At 57.5% G+C, this 20188-nt stretch carries 24 protein-coding genes and 1 pseudogene; 6 read left to right on the top strand and 19 right to left on the bottom strand.

What is annotated here, in order from left to right; genetic code table 11:
* The first annotated feature begins 211 nt into the window (after window positions 1-211).
* Window positions 212-1024, top strand: a pseudogene (locus CBB91_RS07290) (RNA methyltransferase).
* Here CBB91_RS07290 and CBB91_RS07285 read toward each other — a convergent pair.
* From CBB91_RS07285 to cysG, 6 genes are read right to left on the bottom strand one after another with little or no spacing between them, the layout of a single operon-like run.
* Complete coding sequence (locus CBB91_RS07285; protein WP_273013157.1) at window positions 1021-1764, bottom strand: phosphoadenylyl-sulfate reductase; 744 nt, start codon at window positions 1762-1764, stop codon at window positions 1021-1023. The pseudogene CBB91_RS07290 and the gene CBB91_RS07285 sit on opposite strands and share 4 nt — an antisense overlap.
* A 5-nt stretch (window positions 1765-1769) precedes the next feature.
* Window positions 1770-2258: a DUF934 domain-containing protein gene (locus tag CBB91_RS07280; protein WP_273013155.1), complete on the bottom strand. Its 489-nt coding sequence runs from the start codon at window positions 2256-2258 to the stop codon at window positions 1770-1772.
* A complete protein-coding gene (locus tag CBB91_RS07275; protein WP_273013154.1) occupies window positions 2245-3903 on the bottom strand; it encodes a nitrite/sulfite reductase in 1659 nt (552 codons plus the stop codon). Before CBB91_RS07275 ends, CBB91_RS07280 begins: the two co-directional genes overlap by 14 nt.
* Window positions 3903-4532: a glutathione S-transferase family protein gene (locus CBB91_RS07270; RefSeq protein ID WP_273013152.1), complete on the bottom strand. Its 630-nt coding sequence runs from the start codon at window positions 4530-4532 to the stop codon at window positions 3903-3905. Before CBB91_RS07270 ends, CBB91_RS07275 begins: the two co-directional genes overlap by 1 nt.
* Window positions 4532-4837, bottom strand: a complete 306-nt coding sequence (locus CBB91_RS07265; protein WP_273013150.1) for a DUF2849 domain-containing protein — start codon at window positions 4835-4837, stop codon at window positions 4532-4534. The genes CBB91_RS07270 and CBB91_RS07265 overlap by 1 nt, the downstream gene beginning before the upstream one ends.
* Window positions 4834-6240: a siroheme synthase CysG gene (cysG, locus tag CBB91_RS07260; protein WP_035554562.1), complete on the bottom strand. Its 1407-nt coding sequence runs from the start codon at window positions 6238-6240 to the stop codon at window positions 4834-4836. The genes CBB91_RS07265 and cysG overlap by 4 nt, the downstream gene beginning before the upstream one ends.
* A 107-nt stretch (window positions 6241-6347) precedes the next feature.
* Between cysG and gcvA the strand changes: the two genes are divergently transcribed.
* Window positions 6348-7280, top strand: coding sequence for a transcriptional regulator GcvA (gene gcvA, locus CBB91_RS07255; protein ID WP_273013148.1), 933 nt, complete (start codon window positions 6348-6350; stop codon window positions 7278-7280).
* Here gcvA and CBB91_RS07250 read toward each other — a convergent pair.
* The 4 genes from CBB91_RS07250 to CBB91_RS07235 form a co-directional block, all read right to left on the bottom strand.
* Entirely contained in the window at window positions 7277-7726 is a 450-nt protein-coding gene (locus CBB91_RS07250) for a YcgN family cysteine cluster protein (RefSeq protein ID WP_273013146.1), read from the bottom strand. The genes gcvA and CBB91_RS07250 overlap by 4 nt on opposite strands.
* On the bottom strand, window positions 7723-7998 hold the full coding sequence (locus tag CBB91_RS07245; RefSeq protein ID WP_035554326.1) for an N-acetyltransferase: 276 nt from the start codon (window positions 7996-7998) through the stop codon (window positions 7723-7725). The genes CBB91_RS07250 and CBB91_RS07245 overlap by 4 nt, the downstream gene beginning before the upstream one ends.
* Entirely contained in the window at window positions 7995-8282 is a 288-nt protein-coding gene (locus CBB91_RS07240; RefSeq protein WP_035554324.1) for a GNAT family N-acetyltransferase, read from the bottom strand. The genes CBB91_RS07245 and CBB91_RS07240 overlap by 4 nt, the downstream gene beginning before the upstream one ends.
* 104 nt (window positions 8283-8386) lie before the next feature.
* Window positions 8387-8557 (bottom strand): CsbD family protein, encoded by a 171-nt coding sequence (locus CBB91_RS07235; protein WP_273241669.1) that lies wholly within the window; start codon window positions 8555-8557, stop codon window positions 8387-8389.
* Window positions 8558-8709: 152 nt separating this feature from the next.
* Here CBB91_RS07235 and mnmC point away from each other — a divergent pair, with 152 nt between their 5' ends.
* The gene (gene mnmC / locus CBB91_RS07230) at window positions 8710-10560 is read left to right on the top strand and encodes an FAD-dependent 5-carboxymethylaminomethyl-2-thiouridine(34) oxidoreductase MnmC (RefSeq protein WP_273013141.1); all 1851 of its coding nucleotides are present in this window, start codon (window positions 8710-8712) and stop codon (window positions 10558-10560) included.
* Here mnmC and CBB91_RS07225 read toward each other — a convergent pair.
* The 5 genes from CBB91_RS07225 to CBB91_RS07205 all read right to left on the bottom strand — a co-directional run bounded on the left by CBB91_RS07225 (window position 10540) and on the right by CBB91_RS07205 (window position 12477).
* Window positions 10540-10749: a hypothetical protein gene (locus CBB91_RS07225; protein ID WP_035554317.1), complete on the bottom strand. Its 210-nt coding sequence runs from the start codon at window positions 10747-10749 to the stop codon at window positions 10540-10542. The genes mnmC and CBB91_RS07225 overlap by 21 nt on opposite strands.
* Before the next feature lie 45 nt (window positions 10750-10794).
* Entirely contained in the window at window positions 10795-11241 is a 447-nt protein-coding gene (gene pspC / locus CBB91_RS07220; RefSeq protein ID WP_273013138.1) for an envelope stress response membrane protein PspC, read from the bottom strand.
* An 11-nt stretch (window positions 11242-11252) separates the two neighbouring features.
* On the bottom strand, window positions 11253-11510 hold the full coding sequence (gene pspB, locus CBB91_RS07215; protein WP_035554314.1) for an envelope stress response membrane protein PspB: 258 nt from the start codon (window positions 11508-11510) through the stop codon (window positions 11253-11255).
* A gap of 113 nt (window positions 11511-11623) precedes the next feature.
* The gene (gene pspA, locus CBB91_RS07210) at window positions 11624-12316 is read right to left on the bottom strand and encodes a phage shock protein PspA (protein WP_035554312.1); all 693 of its coding nucleotides are present in this window, start codon (window positions 12314-12316) and stop codon (window positions 11624-11626) included.
* A gap of 29 nt (window positions 12317-12345) precedes the next feature.
* Window positions 12346-12477, bottom strand: a complete 132-nt coding sequence (locus CBB91_RS07205; protein WP_273013136.1) for a hypothetical protein — start codon at window positions 12475-12477, stop codon at window positions 12346-12348.
* Window positions 12478-12686: 209 nt separating this feature from the next.
* On the opposite strand from CBB91_RS07205, the gene pspF reads away from it, so the two are divergent.
* The gene (gene pspF, locus CBB91_RS07200; RefSeq protein WP_273013134.1) at window positions 12687-13775 is read left to right on the top strand and encodes a phage shock protein operon transcriptional activator; all 1089 of its coding nucleotides are present in this window, start codon (window positions 12687-12689) and stop codon (window positions 13773-13775) included.
* Window positions 13776-13785: 10 nt separating this feature from the next.
* Here pspF and CBB91_RS07195 read toward each other — a convergent pair whose 3' ends face one another.
* Both CBB91_RS07195 and CBB91_RS07190 read right to left on the bottom strand, forming a co-directional pair.
* A complete protein-coding gene (locus tag CBB91_RS07195) occupies window positions 13786-14151 on the bottom strand; it encodes a response regulator (RefSeq protein WP_273013132.1) in 366 nt (121 codons plus the stop codon).
* Between the two features lie 9 nt (window positions 14152-14160).
* Entirely contained in the window at window positions 14161-15933 is a 1773-nt protein-coding gene (locus CBB91_RS07190; RefSeq protein ID WP_273013130.1) for a PAS domain S-box protein, read from the bottom strand.
* A 311-nt stretch (window positions 15934-16244) separates the two neighbouring features.
* Between CBB91_RS07190 and raiA the strand changes: the two genes are divergently transcribed.
* Together raiA and CBB91_RS07180 are read left to right on the top strand one after the other, a co-directional pair.
* Window positions 16245-16838: a ribosome-associated translation inhibitor RaiA gene (raiA, locus tag CBB91_RS07185; protein WP_035554304.1), complete on the top strand. Its 594-nt coding sequence runs from the start codon at window positions 16245-16247 to the stop codon at window positions 16836-16838.
* Window positions 16839-16861: 23 nt separating this feature from the next.
* Window positions 16862-17332, top strand: coding sequence for a PTS sugar transporter subunit IIA (locus CBB91_RS07180; protein WP_035554302.1), 471 nt, complete (start codon window positions 16862-16864; stop codon window positions 17330-17332).
* Between the two features lie 80 nt (window positions 17333-17412).
* Here CBB91_RS07180 and CBB91_RS07175 read toward each other — a convergent pair whose 3' ends face one another.
* Together CBB91_RS07175 and CBB91_RS07170 are read right to left on the bottom strand one after the other, a co-directional pair.
* A complete protein-coding gene (locus CBB91_RS07175) occupies window positions 17413-19608 on the bottom strand; it encodes a M3 family metallopeptidase (protein ID WP_273013128.1) in 2196 nt (731 codons plus the stop codon).
* Between the two features lie 66 nt (window positions 19609-19674).
* Window positions 19675-20188: nitronate monooxygenase (locus CBB91_RS07170; protein ID WP_273013126.1), on the bottom strand; the 514-nt coding region annotated here is incomplete at its 5' end.

The following is a 20188-nucleotide window of genomic DNA, read 5'->3' as shown; positions in this document are numbered from 1 at the left end:
AGAATCGAATAACAGCCCGTCTTCTATCTATTTATGATTGTGCTCTCAATAGCGGAGATTGAATTTTTTCTCCTGTTTGGGGAATTTCTTGCTCTGAAGCGCCTACGGCTGGAAGACGCCCTGCACATTTGCGTTTTGACAAGCGGTCAATCCTCCCGCACATCGCCCCAAAACCCTCCAGTCTTCTCCCTGTCCAAGGCCCGTCTGAAACATGCCCCCCATCCCAATCGATCATGAAGGCGACCCAAGACTTGCAGCGTACACCTCAATCCGGGAAAAGGACCTGACCTCAGGTCACGGCGCACGCTTCATCATAGAAGGCAAAGTGACGCTCGAAACTGCGGTACGACGGGGCCGGTTCGCGCTGGAAAGCATCTTCGTTGCCGATAGCCGTATCGCGCCACTAGCGGAACTATTGGCGCGGGCTCCAGCAGACGTGCCGGTTTATACGGCGCCTCAGAGTGTGATGGACAAGGTGACTGGCTTCCCGATGCATCGCGGCGTGCTGGCCTGTGGGCTGAAAGGGGAAATTCCGGACCCGGCCGCGTTTTTGGAGAGCGGCGCGTCGGCAGCCTCGACTCTCCTGCTGCTGTCGGACCTGTCAAACCACGACAATGTTGGCGCCTGCTTTCGCAACGCCGCTGCTTTTGGCGCTTCTGCCGTGCTGATGGACGCGCAATGCTGCGACCCGCTCTATCGCAAGGCGATCCGTGTCTCGTCCGGCAGCACACTCTGGCTGCCCTATGCCCAAGGCGGGACGGGCCTGGACATGGTGAACGCNGCGAAAGCGGCGGGCTATGAAGTCTGGGCGATGACGCCCCGCGCGGACGCGGCACCGCTCTCCTCCCTGCCCGTTCCGGCAAGGCTTGCGATCCTGCTAGGCGCAGAAGGCCCCGGCCTGCCAGACGAAGTGATCGCGACCTGCCGGGCCGTGCGTATTCCGATGTCAGAAGGCTTTGACAGTGTGAACGTGGCGACCGCCGGAGCGATCGCCNTGNCNCANNTNTTCNNNGCNNNNGNCTAGAANACNCGCGGGCGNTCNGTCTTGTCGANNTGGAGGCCNCATTCGGNCTTNTCCTGNCCNGCCCAGCGNCCNGCGCGGGGATCGTCNGGATTGTCNGACGGCTTCGTGCACGGCCAGCAGCCGATGGACGGATANCCCTGNGCCACCAACGGATGACGCGGCAAGTTGCGCTGCTTGATGAGCAGCTCAACANCTTCAGGCGTCCAGTTTGCCAGCGGGTTCACCTTGTAGCGACCATTTGCAAATTCGAAGACCGGCATGCTCATCCGGGCGCCGCCGTGGAAGCGTTTGCGGCCGGTGATCCATGCATCAAAGCCTTCCAGAGCAGGCTCNAGNGGGCGAACCTTGCGCAGGGCGCAGCACGCGTCGGGATCAGTCTTCCAGAGCATGCCTTTCGGATCGAGCACTTTGCGCTCTGTCTCGCTCGGCGGAATTTCGCGCACGCCCGTAAGGCCCAGCTTTTCGATCAGCTCGTCCTTGTAGTCCAGCGTTTGCGGGAANTGCATNCCNGTCTCAAGAAAGATGATCGGCAGATCCGGCTTCACTTCAGCGATCAGCGCCAGCATGGCCACGCTTTCCGCGCCAAAGCTGGACACATAGGTCAAGCCATCGCGCCATTCACGGATCATGGCAACGCGCAAGATCGTCTGCGCGGACGCATCCCGCAGCTCGGCATTCAAGCGTGCGAGCCGGGCGTCCGACGTCTCGTTCTTGCGGGTCAGGCTGTCGCCATAAGGCATAAGGGTCAGCTTTCGTGTCTCTTCCGGTAGACCGGCGTCCGCTCACCCGCTGCGGGCTGGTAGACCTCGGAATACTCATTCAATGCGTTCAGCACTTCATGTAGGTCAGCGCGGTCGGTCTCGTAAGCATCAAAGCCTGAACGGTTCATATAGAATATCTGATCCCGCAGGACGTGGCCGACGGCGCGCAGCTCTCCAGTATATCCGAAGCGACGGCGTAGTAGCTGCGCCTGCGAGTATCCACGCCCGTCGGTATATTTAGGAAAACTGATCTCGATCAGCTGGAGACGCTCCAGATGCTCCTCCAGCTCATGAGGATCATCGCCCGGCTCCAGACGCACGCCGATATCGGTATTTCGTGCAAGCAGCACGTCCGTCTCGCTGCGAAAACGTGCCAGCGAAACTGTAATACATCCACCAGGGGACAGCTCTCCCTCATCGGGGACATAAGCCCAGATATCGTCGATCTCCGTGCCGTTCTTAATCAGCGGCATAAAGCGCCTCCTTGAAGGGATCATGGCCGAGGCGGGCCAACGTCTCGATAAACAATTCGCTCTTGTCGGAGCGCAGGTCGCGATAGGTATCCACGACGCGTTTCAGCGCGTTCGGAACATCATCGGCTTTCAGGCCCGGCCCGGCAATCGAGCCGATTGCGGCCTTCTCATCGGCGCGGCCGCCGAAGGTGATCTGATAGAATTCCTCACCTTTCTTATCGACGCCCAGAATGCCGATATGGCCGATATGGTGGTGACCACAAGCGTTAATACAGCCGGAAATATTGATGTGCAGGCGGCCAATATCCTCCTGATAATCAGGATCAGCGAAGACTTGCTGGACAGCCTGACCAACGGGAATGGACCGGGCATTGGCAAGGTTGCAATAGTCGAGGCCGGGGCAGACGATCATGTCCGTAATCAGGCTCTCATTGGCAGTGTGAAGGCCAGCCGCTTTCAGCTCGCGGTACACATCCGGCAGGTCATCCAGCGCCACATGCGGCAGGACGAGGTTCTGGGCGTGACTAACGCGAATATCATCATACGCATAGGTCTCAGCCAGATGCGCGACCGTCATCATCTGCGCATCCGTCGCGTCCCCGGCAAGACCGCCAACCGGCTTCAGGCTCACCGTAACAGACGCGTAACCATCTGTTTTGTGCGGATGCAAGTTCACGCGCGCCCAGCGCGCAAACTCCGGATCTTCGGCCTTGAGCGCCTCGAATGCATCAGACGTTGCAGGTTTTTCAGCCAGGGCCGGAGGCGCGAAATAGGCGTGAATCCGATCAATCTCCGCCTGCGGAAGATCGATTTTCTCCTGCGGGCGTTGCGCCGCATATTCTTCTTCCACCAAGCGGCGGAACTCGCCTTCACCCAGCTCACTCACCAGAATCTTGATGCGCGCCTTGTACTTGTTGTCCCGGCGACCGAAGCGGTTGTACACGCGCATGATTGCTTCGAGATAGTCGAGCAGTTCGGCTTCAGGCACGAATTCGTTCACGAGCGTCGCCAGATGTGGCGTACGCCCCTGCCCGCCACCGACATGCACTTCAAACCCGACAACGTCGCCGCGTTTGCGAATGTGCAGGCCAATATCGTGCACGCGGATCGCGGCCCGGTCATGCTCGGCGGCCGTGACCGCAATCTTGAATTTCCGTGGCAGGAAAGCGAATTCCGGATGAAATGTGCTCCATTGGCGGATGATCTCGCACCACGGACGTGGGTCCATCAACTCATCTTTTGTCGCCCCCGCAAAATGGTCAGACGTCACGTTGCGGATGCAATTCCCCGAGGTCTGAATTGCGTGCATCTCTACTTCCGCGAGCTTCGCCAGCACATCGGGAATATCTTTCAGGGCAACCCAGTTGAACTGAATGTTCTGACGAGTCGTGAAGTGGCCATAACCACGGTCATAGTCCCGCGCGACAACTGCGAGCTGGCGCAGCTGACGACCGCTCAACTGGCCATAGGGAATGGCAACACGCAGCATATAAGCATGTAGCTGGAGATACACTCCATTCTGCAAGCGCAGGGGTTTGAACTCATCTTCGAGCAGCGTTCCAGCCAGGCGGCGTTCCACCTGCCCCCGGAATTGCGCGACACGCTCGGACACAATCCGAGCATCAAATTCATCATAACGATACATTACGCAGCCTCTTTTGCATGCGGGATATTAAGCGCCGCTTCTGTGCGGCTGACCCATCGTTCGACGGAGGGAAATTCACTCAGGTCAAAGCCGCCTTCATGCGCGACGCGCGTATAGGCGACCAGCGCGATATCTGCGAGTGTCATCGCATCACCGACCAACCAGTCCGTATAAGTCAGTTGCAGCTCCATCACTCCGAGGGCGCGTCGCCCTCTGGCCATGAGCTGCGGATCGATCTGGTCCTCAGGTGCCTTGAGATAGTGTTTCTGGAATCGTCGGACGGCAATCGCTGTCTCATGCGAATACTGCTCCCAGAACAGCCAGCTCATCATCTGTGCTTTCTTGAATGAGTCCGCAGGTACCAACTCGCTGCCAGCGTCTTCGGCGAGGTAAAGCATGATGGAGTTGGACTGCGGCAAAGCGCGGCCATCCGGCCAGCGCGCCAATGGCACCTGACCGGCCGGGTTCACAGACAAAAAGTCTTCCGTGCGCGTGCCGCCTTGAAGAATGTCTACCTCAACCCAGTCATAAGCAATGCCCAGCAAGTCGGCCGTCCATTTCGGCTTCATGCAATTGCCGGAGATGGAGTCTCCGTAAAGGGTCAAACGCGTAATCTCGCGATTTGGCATCAGCCAGCGTCCCCGTATGCAACGGTCGGTCCGGTCGCACGAATGGTCTCGCGCAACGTTTCCCGGCCTGTAATACCACCGGTTTCCGTGACTTCCATAAAGTAAGGGTCGGTAACCTGCCCTTCCTGGCCTTGCGCATCAGCAAGGCGGGCTTCGGCCTCCTCACCTGTGAACGCTCCGATCTGGGCTGGATCCTTGGTCCAGCCCCCATCGGCGGTCATCCAGACATTTTCACCTGTGGCCGTTTCCCAGGCGGTTACTGCCTTCGGTGTCTCTGGCTTAAGTTTCGGGCGGACGGATGTCATGCGAAAGTCTCCTGCTGGACCGGATTAGCCTGAGCGATTGTGCCGCTGGCAAATGGCAAACCTGCCACTTTGCCAATGATCAGCAGGGCCGGCCCCTTGATGCCGTTATCTGTGATGAGGTCCGGCAATTCCGCCAGGATTCCAAAAACCTGAATCTCATCGCGCCGCGTGCCATTCTCGATGACCGCAACGGGCGTGTCAGGCGCGCGCCCGGCTTCGATCAGCTTGTCTGTGATCGCGGCGGCTGTGCCAACGCCCATGAAGACTGTCACGGTCTGGTTCGGTTTGGCGAGAGATTCCCAGTCGAGGTCTGGCACACCGCCAGACTTTGCGTGTCCGGTCACGAAGGTCAGGCTCTGCGCATGATCGCGATGGGTAAGCGGCACGCCCGCCTGCGCTGCGCAGCCAAGCGCAGACGAAATGCCTGGCACGACAAACGCCTCAACACCCGCGGCCAGGACAGCTTCCATTTCCTCGCCGCCGCGACCGAAAATGAATGGATCACCGCCTTTGAGACGAACGACACGCTTGCCATCACGCGCAGAGCGGATCAGCATCTCGTGAATTTCTTCTTGGGGTACGGAGTGATCGCCCTTGCTCTTGCCAACCGGCACACGGTCCGCATCCCGGCGGATCAGAGTAAGAATCTCGTCACTCACCAGCCGGTCAAAGTAGACGATATCGGCTTCTTGAAGCAAGCGCAGTGCTTTCAATGTCAGCAATTCCGGATCACCCGGACCGGCGCCGACCAAATGCACCACGCCCTGTGCGCGACGACCATTGAGTGCGTCTCGCATAGCCTGCTCAGCAGCCTCAATTTCTCCCGCATAGGCAAGCTCAGCGGCCTTGCCATTCAGCACAGATTCCCAGAACTGCCGGCGCTCGCCAGCATTGGGCAATCTCTCCTTCACTTCGTCTCGCATCCGACCCGCCAGTTCAGCCAGATCACCGATCCGTGCCGGCAGCAGGCCTTCGAGCTTGGCGCGCACTGATTTTGCGAGCACAGGAGCAGATCCACCGGAAGCAACAGCCGCGACAATCTCACCCCGGTCCAGAATGGACGGAACGGTAAAATCGCACAGTTCGGGGCGGTCTACGACGTTCAGAGGCACCCCATATTGGCGCGCCCATGTGATCGATCGCTCTGTATTTTCGTCGATGCGGCAGGCGACAATCGCAAAGCGGGCGATATCCAGTGCCGGGCCAGCCTCGCTCTGAGGCGCGATCGTGATACGCCCCGCAAATTCTTCGGCGAAACCTGGATCGATATCTTTGCCAATAATTACAGTGATTTGCGCTGGCGTCTTTGCGAGCAGGCGCACCTTGCGGCGCGCTTCTTCTCCGCCGCCAAACACGACAACGCGCGCGTCATCCATGTTGAAGAAAGCCGGGAACTGGCGCATGCGGGCGGACCTCATTTAGGTTAGCTGATCAGTCGAATGTCAAAATGGCTCTTGACGCGGCGGACGCAACCATGAACCCCTACAGCGATCCTTTAGAGAAACTATCCATGTCCGATCCAACCGACCGACTGCCTCCCCTGAATGCGCTGAGAGCCTTTGAAGCTGCCGCGCGGCGCCTGTCTTTCACGCAGGCTGCCGAGGAACTGAATGTCACGCCCGGCGCCATTTCACAACAGATAAGGCAGTTGGAGGAATACGCCGGAACGCCACTGTTCAAACGAACCGGCCGTTCAGTTTTGCTGACAGATGCCGCTCAGGCAAGCCTGCCCCTTGTGCGCGACGCATTTGAGAGAATTTCTGAAGCTGGCCGCATCATGCAGGCGCCTGCGCGAAAAGGCCGGGTCATGGTTTCCTCGGCACCTTCCTTCGCCGCCAAATGGCTGGCCCCGCGTCTTGATGGGTTTCACCGGGACCATGAGGACGTGGAAGCCTGGATCAGCGCAGATATGGGGCTGACTGATTTCAGCACTGCCGATGCCGATTTTGCCATTCGCTACGGTCGCGGAAATTATGACGGGCTGAAATCAGAAAAACTGATGGACGAGACGGTCCTGCCAGTTTGCTCCCCCGCCCTGCTGGACGGCCCTGACGCCATCCGCAAGCCGTCCGATTTGCGCCATCACACGCTGATCCATGATGAAAGCAACGAAAATGATCCCTCCTGCCCGGATTGGGCAAGTTGGCTGCGCGCGCGCAATGTAACAGACGTGGATGGAAGTCGAGGGCCGCGCTTCAATCAGGCAATCCTTGTGATCGAAGCCGCAGCCGCCGGGCGCGGGGTCGCGCTCGCAAAACGCGCCATCGCCGCGGCAGACCTTGCTTCAGGGCGCCTGGTTGCACCGTTTGCGGACGGCTCGCACCTGATCGATTTCGGCTATTGGATTGTATANCCGAAAGGGCGTCACCTGACCCCGGATGTNCGNAATTTCATCAAATGGCTCAAAGCGGAAGCGACGAACAGCGAAGTTGTGGGCGTCTAGGGCTCATTGCCTTCCCAGTCGACAATCCAGTCTTCAGTGTCTTCTTCGAAAACCGTGTCTTCGGAAATCGTGCGNCCCCGGATGGAATGNCCNTCAGCGTGNATGCGCTCGCGATCCCCGCAGACCAGATGGTGCCNCTCCGGCAAATCCCTGCCTTCATGAANAAGCCGGTAGGCGCACGTCTGCGGCATCCAGCGGATCTCCTCGACCTTTTGCGGGGTCAGGATCACGCAGTCTTCGACGATTTTCTTCCGGTTCTGATAGTCCGCGCACCGGCAAGTCTCACCATCAAAAAGGCGACAGTGCAGACGGGTATACGCTATCTCACCGGTGTCTTCGTCTTCCAGTTTCAATAAGCAGCACTTNCCGCAGCCATCGCAGAGGGACTCCCACTCTTCCGACGACATTTCGGCGAGGGTTTTTGTCTGCCAGAAAGGCTGCGTCATACGCGGAGCGCTGCCCATTCGGGCGTTTTCTCGATCAAGGCGGTGGCAAACCAGCAGGATGATGAAACCGTTTCACCCGCCGCAATGATATCTTCCATCGCAGCCGTCACCAGACGCTTGCCAAGNCCTTTGCCACCCAATTCGCCGGGCACGATCGTATGCGTGATATGTCGATGACCTGTGCGCGGACGCTCATAGGTCAGATAGGCTTCCAGCCCGTCCTCGTAGTGGCTGTAGCGCATATGGTTCTCGTCGTGGGTAATCGCACTCATGCAAGAATGTCCTGCCATTCAGGGTGTTTCTGAATTTGAGCCTTCGCGAAGGGGCAGAGTGGTATGATCTTGATTCCATCGCGCCGGGCATCCTCAACCGCTTGTTTGACCAATGCCACCCCGACACCAAGCCCACCCAACTCTCTTGGGACGCCGGTATGATCAATAATGATCCGCTCTGTGCCTGCTCTGGAATAGGTCATTTCGGCCTCATGACCGTTCACGACGGCAACATAACGTCCTCCGGACTTTCCGTCCTCTCGCGTGATCTTGATCTCGGTCATCCCGTTCACCTTCTGCTTTGACCCCTATGTGGCGTGCGCATAGCCGGTACGCAAGGAAAAGCCGCCCCTCTCGGAGCGGCTTTCTCAGTTCAGGGAATGCCAGTCTATTTTGTCGTGGCATCCTTTACGTCGCCTGCGGTGTCGCGGACTTCGCCTTCGGCTTTGTCCATTTTACCTTCGGCCTGCATTTTCTTGTTATCTGTCATCTCGCCGACAGTTTCCTTGATTTCGCCTTCGGCTTTCTTTGCGGCGCCTTTGACATGCTCCTTGTCCATTTCAATCTCCTTCATGGGTTGTGTTCGGCCGCGTGAGTGCGGTCATCCAATCAACGCACGTGAAGGCAGAGCGATCCGATTAAATCCTCTACAGGTTGCACGACGCGCGCGAGGTCTGTTCAAACGCCCCCTGCCCGGCTACCTGCTGTGCAATGACCCGCCTGCTGACCCACCCCACTATCGACTGGAAAGACGATGGCACACCCGTCGCGCGGGAGGCAGGTGACGTTTACTTCACGGCTGGCGACGGTCTGGCAGAAACGCGGGCCGTGTTCCTGAAGGGATGCGGCCTGCCAGAGGCCTGGACCGGCCGGGACGAGTTCACAATAGCCGAAACAGGCTTTGGGACCGGACTGAACTTCCTGGCCCTGTGCGAATTGTGGCAGGCAAACCGCCCACATCCGGATGCCTGGCTTCATTTTGTCAGCTTTGAGGGGTTCCCACTCACCCGCGACGACGCTGCCAGAGCGTTGAACATATGGCCGGAACTGAAGCCTTATGCAGATCGCCTGCTTGCGGCGTGGCCCGGGCCCATCCGCCGTGTGCATCATGAAGTCTGGCAAGATCTGGGCATAACACTCACGCTGCATCTGGGCGATATTCATGACACGCTGCCGCAAAGTCGATTTCAGGCGGACGCCTGGTTTCTCGACGGGTTCAGTCCAGCCAAAAATGAAGCGATGTGGTCATCAGACCTCTATGGCCTGATCGCTNCGCGCTCAAAACCGGGCGCAGTCATCGGAACATTCACCGTGGCAGGCGCCGTTCGCCGCGGACTGGCGGATGCGGGCTTCAATGTCGCCAAGGCACAAGGGCATGGGCGAAAGAGAGAACGGCTGGAAGCCACGCTACTCAATNCCCCCACCNCGGCTCAAGATGTATACGGACTTCGTGGAAGCGCTTCGACCGCGAAAAGAATCGCCATNCTCGGCGCTGGAATTGCTGGCGCCAGCGCGGCGCATGCGCTGTCCGTGCGTGGAGCGAATGTCACCGTCTTTGATCCAGCAGGCATCGCCAGCGGCGCAAGTGGCAACCCTCTCGCCTTGCTGATGCCGCGCCTTGATGCCGGCGACACGGTTCAGGCGCGCCTTTTGATCGACGCCTATCTTGCCGCTCGGCAAACCTATTCAGGTATGGATGGCGCGCATGAAACCAGTGTTCGTCAGATGCCGAAAGACACGGCAGAATTGAGCCGCTTTGCCAAACTGCTCGCTGACCCACCTCTGCCGCTGGAAGACCTCGAGGCCATTTCAGGCGGCGGTCTTCTGCACAAACGCGCAATGATTCTTGAGCCGCAGAAAATTGTCGCGAGCCTTCTCGAAGGTGTCCGGGTACAGATCGGGACCGTGAACATCGACCTCCGCAANCGGACCGTAAATGGNGAGACCTTTGATGNAATCATCATGGCCAATGCCATGTCCGCCATTCAGCAGTTCGACTGGCTGAAACTGGAAGGCAGGCTNGGCCAGGTAGAGTTTGNAACCGGCGCAACACGCGTTGAGGCAGATGCTCTGGCCAGCGGACACTACGCCCTAGCCCTGAACGATGAGCGCTTATGGGGCGCGACGTTCGAAAAAATTCCGCAGGATGCCGACGCGACAACAAGCGACACGGCGCGAGAAGATAATGCTGAAGCCCTAAAAAAGCTCTCCCCGTGGTGGCGACGCGACGCGAAAGACCATCAGGTCACATCACGTGCAGCAATTCGCGCCACTACCGCCGACCGTCTGCCCCTGATCGGCGCCGTACCAAACCTTGAAGCGATGCTTGAAGCCTTTTCCGGATTGAGAACAGGGCGCGCCGCCGAAGCAGATGCACCTCTTTTGCCGGGAATATTCTTGGTGAATGGCTTTGGCGCGCGAGGGTTTACCTGGGGTCCCTGGGCGGGACGAATTCTCGCAGCCATGTGCCTGGGCGGACCAGTTGCCGCCGAGGTTTCGGCGCTGGAAGCCATCAGCCCCTCGCGCCTTATCCTGCGCGCCTTAAAGCGCGGTGAAATCTGACTGGCCGAAAGAGCGGGCGATGCTCAGGCGAACACCCCCCTCCTCGTGCGGCGCGAAGGTCATCTGAAGCCCGCCGAACTCCAGAGCCGTGTCACCATGCAGGCTGGAAACAAACAATGTCATCATCAAGATGAGGACAGAAATGCCTCCAAGCAGCCAGTTGTTTGTCAGTAGCGTCCCCTTACGCATTTTTCCGGTCCTTCTTGTCGGAGAGTTGGGGTTATGGGCGTGGTCTTAGTTGCCGCGCTCCAGATCTCGGAATTCCTTNCGCAAGCGCCACTCGTCAGATGTGACTTTGCGTTCGATATCCCGCAGNCGTTCGTCGAGATCCATGAAAGTATATTTCAGCGTCCCGAACGTGGCTCTCGGGCGGTCGTTCACACTGCGCCAGAAAGCGTCTTCTTCCGGTGAGATGGAGCGACCGCCCAGCGGTGTCCGCGGCGTAATCATCCAGACAACGATGTAAGCGATAATCGCGATCGGTCCTGCAATGAAGAAAAAAGCCAGAATAGCGAGTAGGCGAACGAGAATTGGCTCCCAGCCGAAACGTTCAGCCAGGCCGCCGCAGACACCGGCGATCACCTTGTCACGGCGCGAGCGATAATAACGCTTTGGGTTGGGAGATCCGTACCGGTCTTCACCGGGCTCAGTGTCGCGATACGGGCGGGAATGGCGGGTCATAGGATTGGTCCTTAGTCGTCAAAAGTGGGGCGGGAAGAGCGCGGCGGGCGGCGGGGGCTGTCCGCCTCGCTCTGTTCAAGGAGGGATTCCAGCGTCTCGATCCGGCGCTCCATCGCGCGGGCCGAACGCCAGAGATCCTCCATCATGCGCTCATCGTCCGGCATCAGGGTTTTCTGCTTCCGCCACAGAGTAATGTAGTGGAAAATCATACCGGGAAAGACGATGAAGAGCGCAACAATCGCTACGATGGGGATGAGAATTTCGTCCATCAGGCGGCCTCTTCCGTGGTTGCGCGGCGCTCAGCACGGGCCTGAGCGATCAGGCCAGGTGCACAAACAAGCGTCATGAAGCCAACGAGGCAGGCGAGCGAAAACAACATCGACTATTCCTCCGATTTCTTGCTCGAAGACTTCGCTGAAGACTTGGCACGCTTGGCCTTGAGAGCCTCAAGTTCCTTCTCGACGCTTTCGTCACGCTCCAGCGCAGCAAACTCAGCTTCGAGGCTCGGCTCGCGGCCTTTGATGGTGTCAGCGTAGGCTTCCATCTCATCGACCTTGCGTTCGATGTTGTTGTAGCGGGCCAGCGCATCATCCACTTTGCCATCATAGACCTGGCTGCGGATGCGGATGCGTTGTTCCGCGGCCTCACGGCGCATCATCAGGGCACGATGCTTTGCCTTGGCTTCGTCCAGCTTGGCCTGAAGTTTGGCCAGATCGTCCTGACGCTTTTCGAAAGCTTCTTCAGCGGCGTCCATGGCCACCTTGCGGCGGTCAATTTCACCTTCGGCCTTTTGCTTTGCAACCAAAGCGCCTCGGGCCAGATCCTCACGCCCCTTGTCGATGGCCAGCTCAGCCTTTGCCGCCCACTCGTCGCGGGTAGCGGAGAAATGCGCGATCTCGCGTTCCATTTCTTTCTTGTCAGCCATCGCACGTGCCGCAGCGGTGCGAACCTCAACCAGCGTATCTTCCATTTCCTGGATGATCAGCCGGGCAATCTTTTCCGGATTTTCTGCGCTGTCGAGCATCGCATTGATGTTGGAATTGATGATGTCACCGAGTCGGGAAAACAAACCCATTTTGGTGTCCTTTCGTGTCTGGAGGGGAATTAGAAGAACAAGCCGCCGAAGAAGACGCCGACCACGAAAAACATCCAGCTTTCCGCGGGGCGTGTCGCAAGCCACCGACCGAAACGGCCAGCATCCGAGCGGGCTTCCGTAGTGTTGTAGCGATCGTCCATTATCGTTTTGTCCTTCTTGAGTGTGAGCAACGCCCTGTCGCTCTGAGCCCTTCACTCATTTCAAGGAGCGTGCCAACTCAGAATTAATTTTACAAACCGATGTTTTTATTCAGTTTTTTCTCCATTTTCCCGCACACCCCACATTGAATTTGGTGAAATTCGCCAAATTTTTTGTAGATTTTACCCTCTCTTTTAGCTAAATTTACCCCATGATCGGTCAAAATACCCAATTATTGGGTCAGGCACCCGCCTGGCTTAGTGCGCAGGAGCACGTTTCCCGCGTCGCCCCGCTGGACAGACCCATTCTCGTCATTGGTGAACGCGGCACGGGCAAAGAACTGATAGGCGAGCGCCTTCATTTCCTTTCCAGTCGCTGGGACGGCCCGTTCGTCAAAGTGAACTGCGCCGCGCTCTCAGAAACGCTTCTGGATTCTGAATTGTTCGGGCACGAGCGCGGAGCCTTCACTGGCGCAACAGAGATGCGCCGTGGCCGATTTGAGCTTGCCGATGGCGGCACGATCTTTCTGGACGAGATNGCCACAGCAAGTAATCAGGTACAGGAAAAACTGCTGCGCATCGTAGAGTATGGAGAGTTCCAGCGCGTTGGCGGCTCCAAAGTGCTCACCACTGATGTACGTATCGTAGCAGCGACGAACGCCGACCTCCCCGCGATGGTCGAGGCAGGCGAGTTCCGNGCAGACTTGCTGGACCGGCTCGCTTTCGACGTGATCACCCTGCCGCCGCTGCGGGCGCGCCCAGGCGATGCCAGNCTGCTGGCAGATCATTTTGCTCGCAGGATGGCGATTGAGATGGCGCAGGACTTTCCCGGCTTTGCGCCATCCACTATTGCCGCCATCGAAGCGCATGATTGGCCGGGAAATGTGCGTGAATTGCGAAACTTCGCACAGCGACTTGCGCACAGAGCGATGTTGCTGGCGCCGGACGAACCTGTCTTGTTCGACCCGTCCGCGCTGGATCCATTTGCCTCCCCTTGGCGACCGAAGGGCGCTGGAAAGTCCGGGAAAGCAAGCGCAGCAGTCACTCCTGCCGCCGGCCCTCAGGCCCCAGAGACAGTCGCTGCAGACTTCACGGCACAGGTCTCCGCATTTGAAATGCGCCTGATAGATGAAGCCCTCAGCCTGTCACAAGGCCATCAGGGCAAAGCCTCGGAAATGCTCGGCTTATCATATCACCAGTTTCGCGGACTACTTAAAAAGCACGACTACGGACGCAATGCTGGTAAGCCGGCTGCAACAGAAGGCGAAACTCCCATCAAGGGGCCAGTACGCGGTATGTGACCCGCAACGGTCAAGTACCTTGCGCGCCTAGCAATTCTCTAAGTACACTGATCAAACGGGGATAGTTGACAGGTTTGGTCATTATCGGGCTGCCCGCCAGATCACCGTGCANCTCACCCCCATCATTGCCTGACACAAACAGGAATGGGATCCGCATTTCGTTCAGGCGATGTGCAATTGGGAATGACGATACGCCCCCAAGGTCCATGTCCAGCACAGCAGCGCAAACCGAGGTATCTTCCAGCAATGCAAGCGCGTCCTCCGCACTACTAACTGTCCCGACAACAACGAATGCCGCCTCTTCCAATTGCAACTTCATATCGTAGGCGATCAAAAAATCGTCCTCGACCAGAAGTATGTTTGGTTTGTCCCCCACCCAATCCTCCTATTTCCGAACCGGAAACTGAAATTCCGCCTTCAACCCTTCTGGATTGAAATCCAATTTTGAACGTCCCCCAAGGGAGTGCGACAAACTTTGCTCTATCANCGCGCTGCCGAACCCTCTTCGCGTTGGGGGCACAACGGTTGGCCCGCCCCTTTCCAGCCACTCCACAACGACATCTTCCCCTTCCANACGCCAACCAATCCTGAGGCAGCCACGCTCGTTCGAGAACGCACCATATTTCGACGCNTTGGTTGCCAGCTCATGCAGGATCAGGCCAAACGCATGCGCACCTTGCGGGCCAAGCACCAATGGCGGACCTGACAGTTCAAGCCGGCTAGCCTCCTCGGGAGCATATCCCATTATCTGCTCTCGAATAAGTCGGGAAATGTCCGCAGACTCGCGAGTTGAAGAAACCAGCAAATCGTGACTGGCCGCGATNGCACGGAGGCGCCCGGTGAAGGCGCGACGGAACCCCTCCAAATCAGTCGCCTCGCGCACCGTATGGGCAGCGATTGCNTGAATTGTGGCCAGGGAATTCTTTACCCTATGGTTGAGCTCGCTCAAAAGCATTTCACGGTGCGCTTCAGACCGTTTGCGTTCGGATATATCCACAGCGGACAGAACGATTTCCGTTACCTGCTCGAACTCGTCGAAGATCGGGGAGAGCTGCATGTCAACCGGAATNGACTGCCCGNCAGATCCGCGAATCTCTGTATCAAAGCGCATGCGTTTTCCGACCTTGGCTTCCTCGAATGCCTTGACCAATTGATCTTGCGATTCCGACGTCTGACACCANGCGGGATGGTTCCAGATTGGGTGCCCCAACATTTCATNTTCCCGTACGCCTGTCAGGCGCAGGGTCGTTTCATTCACCTCGAGCAATTTGCCATCGGGTTTCGCCAACCCGATGATAGCCATCACCCCGTTGAGAATTGTCCGAAGGCGCTTTTGACTGGCCTGCAGTTGAAGCTCTGCATTCTTTCGCGCCGTGACATCCTGAAATGACACCGCAAAGCCATCACCCACCCGCGCGACCGTGAAATTGAACCATCGTCGACGATCCCGGCCCGGATAATAAACCTCACGTCGCCAAGGCGCGCCAGTCTGAACGGTATTGCAGAACACTTCGAACAGGCCATAAGTGCTGACTTCCGGCATCTCTTTGGTCAGACGTTTGCCAATCAGGGCCTGACTGACGCGCCCCGTGAGTTGCTCTGCGGCGGGATTGATAAACTCCCACACAAAATCCTCGATCTCACCATCGGTCGATCTGAGACTATGGAAAATCATGAACCCGTCAGGGCTGGTTTCCTGAACGGCCCGGAAGCGGATTTCGCTATCCAGCAATGCCTGTCCAATGCGTTTCTTCTCCGTAATATCCTGCAGAACGGAGATGAAGTAGTCGACTTCGCCGGACGCTTTCCGCACGCAACTGACAGACAGCGTGACCCATACAATGCGCCCCGTCTTGTGAAAGTAGCGTTTGTCGATCCGATACCCGTCTCTTGTGCCATCGAGCACTTCATTCAGGAGATTTACGTCGAGATCGAGATCATCGGGATGCGTGATGTCTTGAAAGGTGATCGTCAAAAGCTCGGAAGGCGAATAGCCCACGATTTCCAAAACACGGCGATTGACGTTGAGCCACTCCCCTTGCGGACCGACATGCGCAATGCCCACACTCGCCTGCTCAAAGGCGCTTCTATACATGGCTTCCCGCTCAGCGAGCGTTCGGTCGGAACCAGGCATTTTTTCCGGGTCGTCGGTCGCCATACGCTAGGGGTAGTCCTCGATGAATGGAACTTAACTAGACTGCGTCACTGAAAGTATAGATCAAGTTACCGCCAAACAAATCGAAGAAACTTAAAACTCTCTTGGCTGTATTTTGGATGAGAATACGAACCCGCGAAACTGCAGGCAATGCTTCAGGTCAACAGACGCTATCAACGCATTGCCCCAATTTCGCGCCCGGGCTCTTGAGGCAGGCCAAAGCCGCTCCCAAGTCATCCAGATGAGGAATTGGATTCGCCTCGGTCGCAATTCTGCGCCATACTTGAATCCTGAAAAAACAAAGGAGACCGCCCGTGCAGATACAGATTACTGGCAAGCATATGGATCTCGGAGAAGCTCTGCGGAGCCGAATAGAAGACGGACTTGAGGCGGCAGTCAGTAAATATTTCAACCGAAGTGGTGACGCGCGCGTATTCGTATCGCAGCAGGGCCCATTTGTTGAAGTGGACTGCAATGTGCACCTACCATCCGGAATCATCCTTCAATCAACGGGCAAGGCTGAAGACCCCTACGCGGCTCTGGAAAACAGCCTCGACAAGATGGAAAAGCGGGTTCGCCGCTACAAACGTCGCCTGAAAGACCACCATTCTGGAAATTCAGCCCCCATGCCGAGCGAATTGGTCCCGGAATCCGTATTCCGTGCAAATGGCCAGGATGCGCATGAAGAAGAACTCGCAGAAGAGGCAGATGACACGCCCCTGACCGTCGCAGAAACGTCGCACACAATTCGGACAATGAGCGTATCTGAGGCCGTTATGCAGCTCGAACTGCAGGAAGTCCCGGCACTCATGTTCAGAAATGCTGGCCATGACGGGCTTAATATGGTCTACCGCCGACCAGACGGTCACATTGGATGGGTGGATCCTGCGAACGTCCCGAGGAACTAATCCGGAAGACGGAAAGTAACTTCATGGCGACAGATTTGACGTCCCTGCTTGAAAACGGGGTGATTATCCCTTCGCTTGAGGCAAAGAGCCGCAAGCAAGCCATTCACGCTCTCGCTGAAGCGCTGGCGGCTGCGACCGGCCTTGGCCTTCGTGAAATCGAGGATGCCGTGATGGAGCGCGAACGCCTCGGATCGACCGGCGTCGGTGAAGGCGTTGCCATTCCACATGCGCGACTGGATGGCATCGAAGCGCCTATCGGCGGCTATTTACGGCTTGTTCAAGGCGTGGACTTTGAAGCCATTGATGACCGACCGTGCGATCTGGTCTTCATGCTGCTGGCCCCCAAATCGTCTGGCGCTGACCATTTGCGGGCTTTGGCCCAGGTCAGCCGCACCTTCCGTCAGAGCGCCATCCGCGACGCCCTGAGAGAAGCCAAGACCGAAGATGAGGTAAAGGCGATCGTATGCCGTGAAGCGGCCGAACAATCCGCCTGATCTGACCTTTCAGCAAGCAACCAACACGAAAAAGCCCGCCGGAACGTATCCGGCGGGCTTTTCAGTTGAATTGAAGGAGATCAGCCTTCGCTCGGCTGCTCTGCGAACCCGCGCAGCTTGAGCAGCGGCTCAATGGTCGGGTCGGACCCGCGGAAATTGCGATAAAGCTCATCCGCTTCGCGCAAGCCACCCGCCTCATAGACCCACTTCTTCAGGCGAGCCGCCAGTTCCGGATCATAAATGTCGCCCGTCTCACGGAACGCCGTGAAGCCGTCTGCATCCAGGATCTCGGACCAGAGATACGCATAATAGCCGGCAGAATAGCCGCCTGCGAAAATATGGCTGAAATACTGGCTGCGATAACGTGGCTCGATCTCGGGCAGCAGGCCGTATTCTTCCAGGACCTTGCGTTCGAACTCGCGCGCGTCGGTAATTTCGGCCGCCTCTTCCGAGGTCAGCATGTGCCAGCGCAGGTCCAGCAGAGATGCCGCGATAAATTCGGTCGTCTTGAAGCCCTGATTGAAGGTTGCGGCCGCATTCATCTTGTCGATGAGCTCCATCGGGATAGGCTCGCCGGTTTCGTAGTGATTGGCGTATTCGGCAAGCACTTCCGGTGCGCCCGCCCAATGCTCCAGAATCTGGGCCGGGAACTCGGTATAGTCGCGTGGGCCATCCACACCGGAGAAGGTGGAATAGCGGATCTGCGTCAGCAGGCCGTGCAGGCCGTGCCCAAACTCATGGAACAGAGTCTCCACCTCATCAAACCGCATCAATGTCGGCTCACCCTCAGCAGGCGTAATCAGGTTCAAATTATTCGTGATGATCGGACGGATATTGTCGCCATTGATGTTGGATGTGTTGCGATATGAACTCATCCACGCGCCACCACGCTTTGAATCGCGGGCGTACATATCCATCATGAACAGGCCAAGATGCTCGCCGGTGTTCGCATCCTTCACATCATACGCCGTAACAACGGGGTTCCAGCCGTCCACCTCCACCGGCTCAAGCGTGATATCGAAGAGGCGGGAAGCCACATCAAACGCACCTTGACGCACCGCGCCGAGTTCAAAGTATGGCTTGAGCGCATTGTCGTCGAACGCGTACAAATCCTGGCGGACCTTTTCGGCATAGTGCCACCAGTCATGCCCGGCGATCTGAAACTCGTCGCCAACCATTTCCTGCATGGCTGCGCGCTCTTCCTTTGCACGCTCCAGCCCTGGCTCCCAAACTTTCAGCAGGAACTCCTCTGCACCTTTCGGCGTCTTCGCCATGCGGGGCTCAAGCTGGTAGTGGGCGTGAGACTTATAACCCATGAGCTCGGCACGCTTGGCACGAAGCTGGGCAATCTTGATAGCGAGCGGGCCATTGTCGTACTCGCCTTCAGATGCGCGAAGGCGATAACCATCGAACATCTTTTCGCGCAGTTCACGGTTCTCGCTCTGCGTCATGAAGGTCTCGTAGACTGACCGGTCAACTGTCAGAATCCATTTGTCCTCACCGTCGACTTTGAGGGCACTTTTGAAGTCATCAGACAAGCCGGCAAGCTCGGCCTCATCCGTGATCTCGATCTTGAATGCCTTGGTAGACAGGAGCAGGTTGCGGCCGAACTTGGTCGTCAGGCCGGAGAGTTCTTCATTGATCGCAGCAACCTCAGCTTTCACCTCGGGAGAAAGCGCTGCGCCGTTGCGCACGAACTCACGATGCGTCAGTTCCAGAAGGCGTGCATCCTGCTCATCGAGCCCCAGACGATCACGCTGATCATAGACAGCCTTCACGCGGGTGAAGAGCGCATCATTGAAACTGATCGCATCTGTTTCGCGCGTCAGCATCGGCCAGATTTCAGCTTCAAGCTCGCTCAGCGTGTCGTTCGTGTCTGTGTTTGTGATGTTTGAGAAGACCCCCAGAACGCGGTTCAGGGACGCACCAGCCGTATCAAGAGCGACAATCGTATTCTCGAAGTCAGGTTCCTCTGGATTGCTGACGATGGCATCAATGTCGGCGCGCAGCTCCAGAATGGCTTTCTTGGTGGCCGGCATATAATGCGCATCTTCAATCTCTGCGAAAGGCGGCACGCCATAGGGCGTATCCCACTCCTGACGGAACGGATTGCCCTCGAGTTCCGCGTCACTCACGGAGATCTCAGGCAAGTTCGCTTCTTCAGCAGGCGCCTCGGCAGCAGCCTCCGCATTCGCAGCATCGGGCTTCTCGCCACAGGCCGTTACGACAAGAGCAAGCGCTGCGGCGCTGCCTACGAGCAAAGATTTTCTGGTCATTTGGTCCTCTCAGGTGAAGAATTGTCGTTTAGCGATAATTTCGGGCAAAAACCAGATGGCTTGAGACTATTTTGGGAGCCGCGCAACGACGTTATAATATTCCATAATCGTCTCGTCCAGAATTTGAGCGACAGGCTTTGCCCCCGTGATCCGTCCGGCAACCTGTCCAGTCAGGGCGATCCCGGCTTCGAGGTCCCCTCCGAAATAGACTTTCTGCGTGCCCGCAAACTCTCCAAATATATTCTCCACACCCTCATTCAGAATGCGTTCCGTACGCTCCGTACGCAGGGCGCGCAGAGCTGGACCAGGGCCAGACCGGTTCAGAAAGACCGTATCGGTGGCGTCAGCCTCAAAAATGGCGTCCTTCCAGTTTTGATGGACCGGGCTTTCCTCGGAAGACAGAATGCGGGTGCCCATCAACACGCCTTCGGCGCCAAGGGCGAAAGCTGCGGCCATGCTACGACCATCCGTAATACCGCCAGCCGCCACGACGGGCACGCTCACATGCTCGCAAACGAGCGGAATGAGGACCATCGACGCAACATCCTTGGGGTTCTTGAAGCCTCCCCCTTCCCCGCCT

The organism is Hyphomonas sp. TMED31 (assembly GCF_002172815.1).
Classification (GTDB): domain Bacteria; phylum Pseudomonadota; class Alphaproteobacteria; order Caulobacterales; family Hyphomonadaceae; genus Hyphomonas; species Hyphomonas atlantica.
This window is presented reverse-complemented; position numbering and strand designations above follow the sequence as displayed.

Bases quoted from the DNA above. Each gene is read 5' to 3' on its own strand.
- CBB91_RS07180 (WP_035554302.1), top strand. From the start codon at position 16,862: ATGGCGACAGATTTGACGTCCCTGCTTGAAAACGGGGTGATTATCCCT.
- CBB91_RS07275 (WP_273013154.1), bottom strand. From the start codon at position 3,903: ATGTATCGTTATGATGAATTTGATGCTCGGATTGTGTCCGAGCGTGTC.
- CBB91_RS07240 (WP_035554324.1), bottom strand. From the start codon at position 8,282: ATGACCGAGATCAAGATCACGCGAGAGGACGGAAAGTCCGGAGGACGT.
- pspA (WP_035554312.1), bottom strand. From the start codon at position 12,316: ATGGGTTTGTTTTCCCGACTCGGTGACATCATCAATTCCAACATCAAT.
- CBB91_RS07280 (WP_273013155.1), bottom strand. From the start codon at position 2,258: ATGCCGCTGATTAAGAACGGCACGGAGATCGACGATATCTGGGCTTAT.
- CBB91_RS07225 (WP_035554317.1), bottom strand. From the start codon at position 10,749: ATGCGTAAGGGGACGCTACTGACAAACAACTGGCTGCTTGGAGGCATT.
- CBB91_RS07175 (WP_273013128.1), bottom strand. From the start codon at position 19,608: ATGACCAGAAAATCTTTGCTCGTAGGCAGCGCCGCAGCGCTTGCTCTT.
- CBB91_RS07265 (WP_273013150.1), bottom strand. From the start codon at position 4,837: ATGACATCCGTCCGCCCGAAACTTAAGCCAGAGACACCGAAGGCAGTA.
- CBB91_RS07205 (WP_273013136.1), bottom strand. From the start codon at position 12,477: ATGGACGATCGCTACAACACTACGGAAGCCCGCTCGGATGCTGGCCGT.
- pspB (WP_035554314.1), bottom strand. From the start codon at position 11,510: ATGGACGAAATTCTCATCCCCATCGTAGCGATTGTTGCGCTCTTCATC.
- CBB91_RS07270 (WP_273013152.1), bottom strand. From the start codon at position 4,532: ATGCCAAATCGCGAGATTACGCGTTTGACCCTTTACGGAGACTCCATC.
- CBB91_RS07235 (WP_273241669.1), bottom strand. From the start codon at position 8,557: ATGGACAAGGAGCATGTCAAAGGCGCCGCAAAGAAAGCCGAAGGCGAA.
- cysG (WP_035554562.1), bottom strand. From the start codon at position 6,240: ATGCGCCAGTTCCCGGCTTTCTTCAACATGGATGACGCGCGCGTTGTC.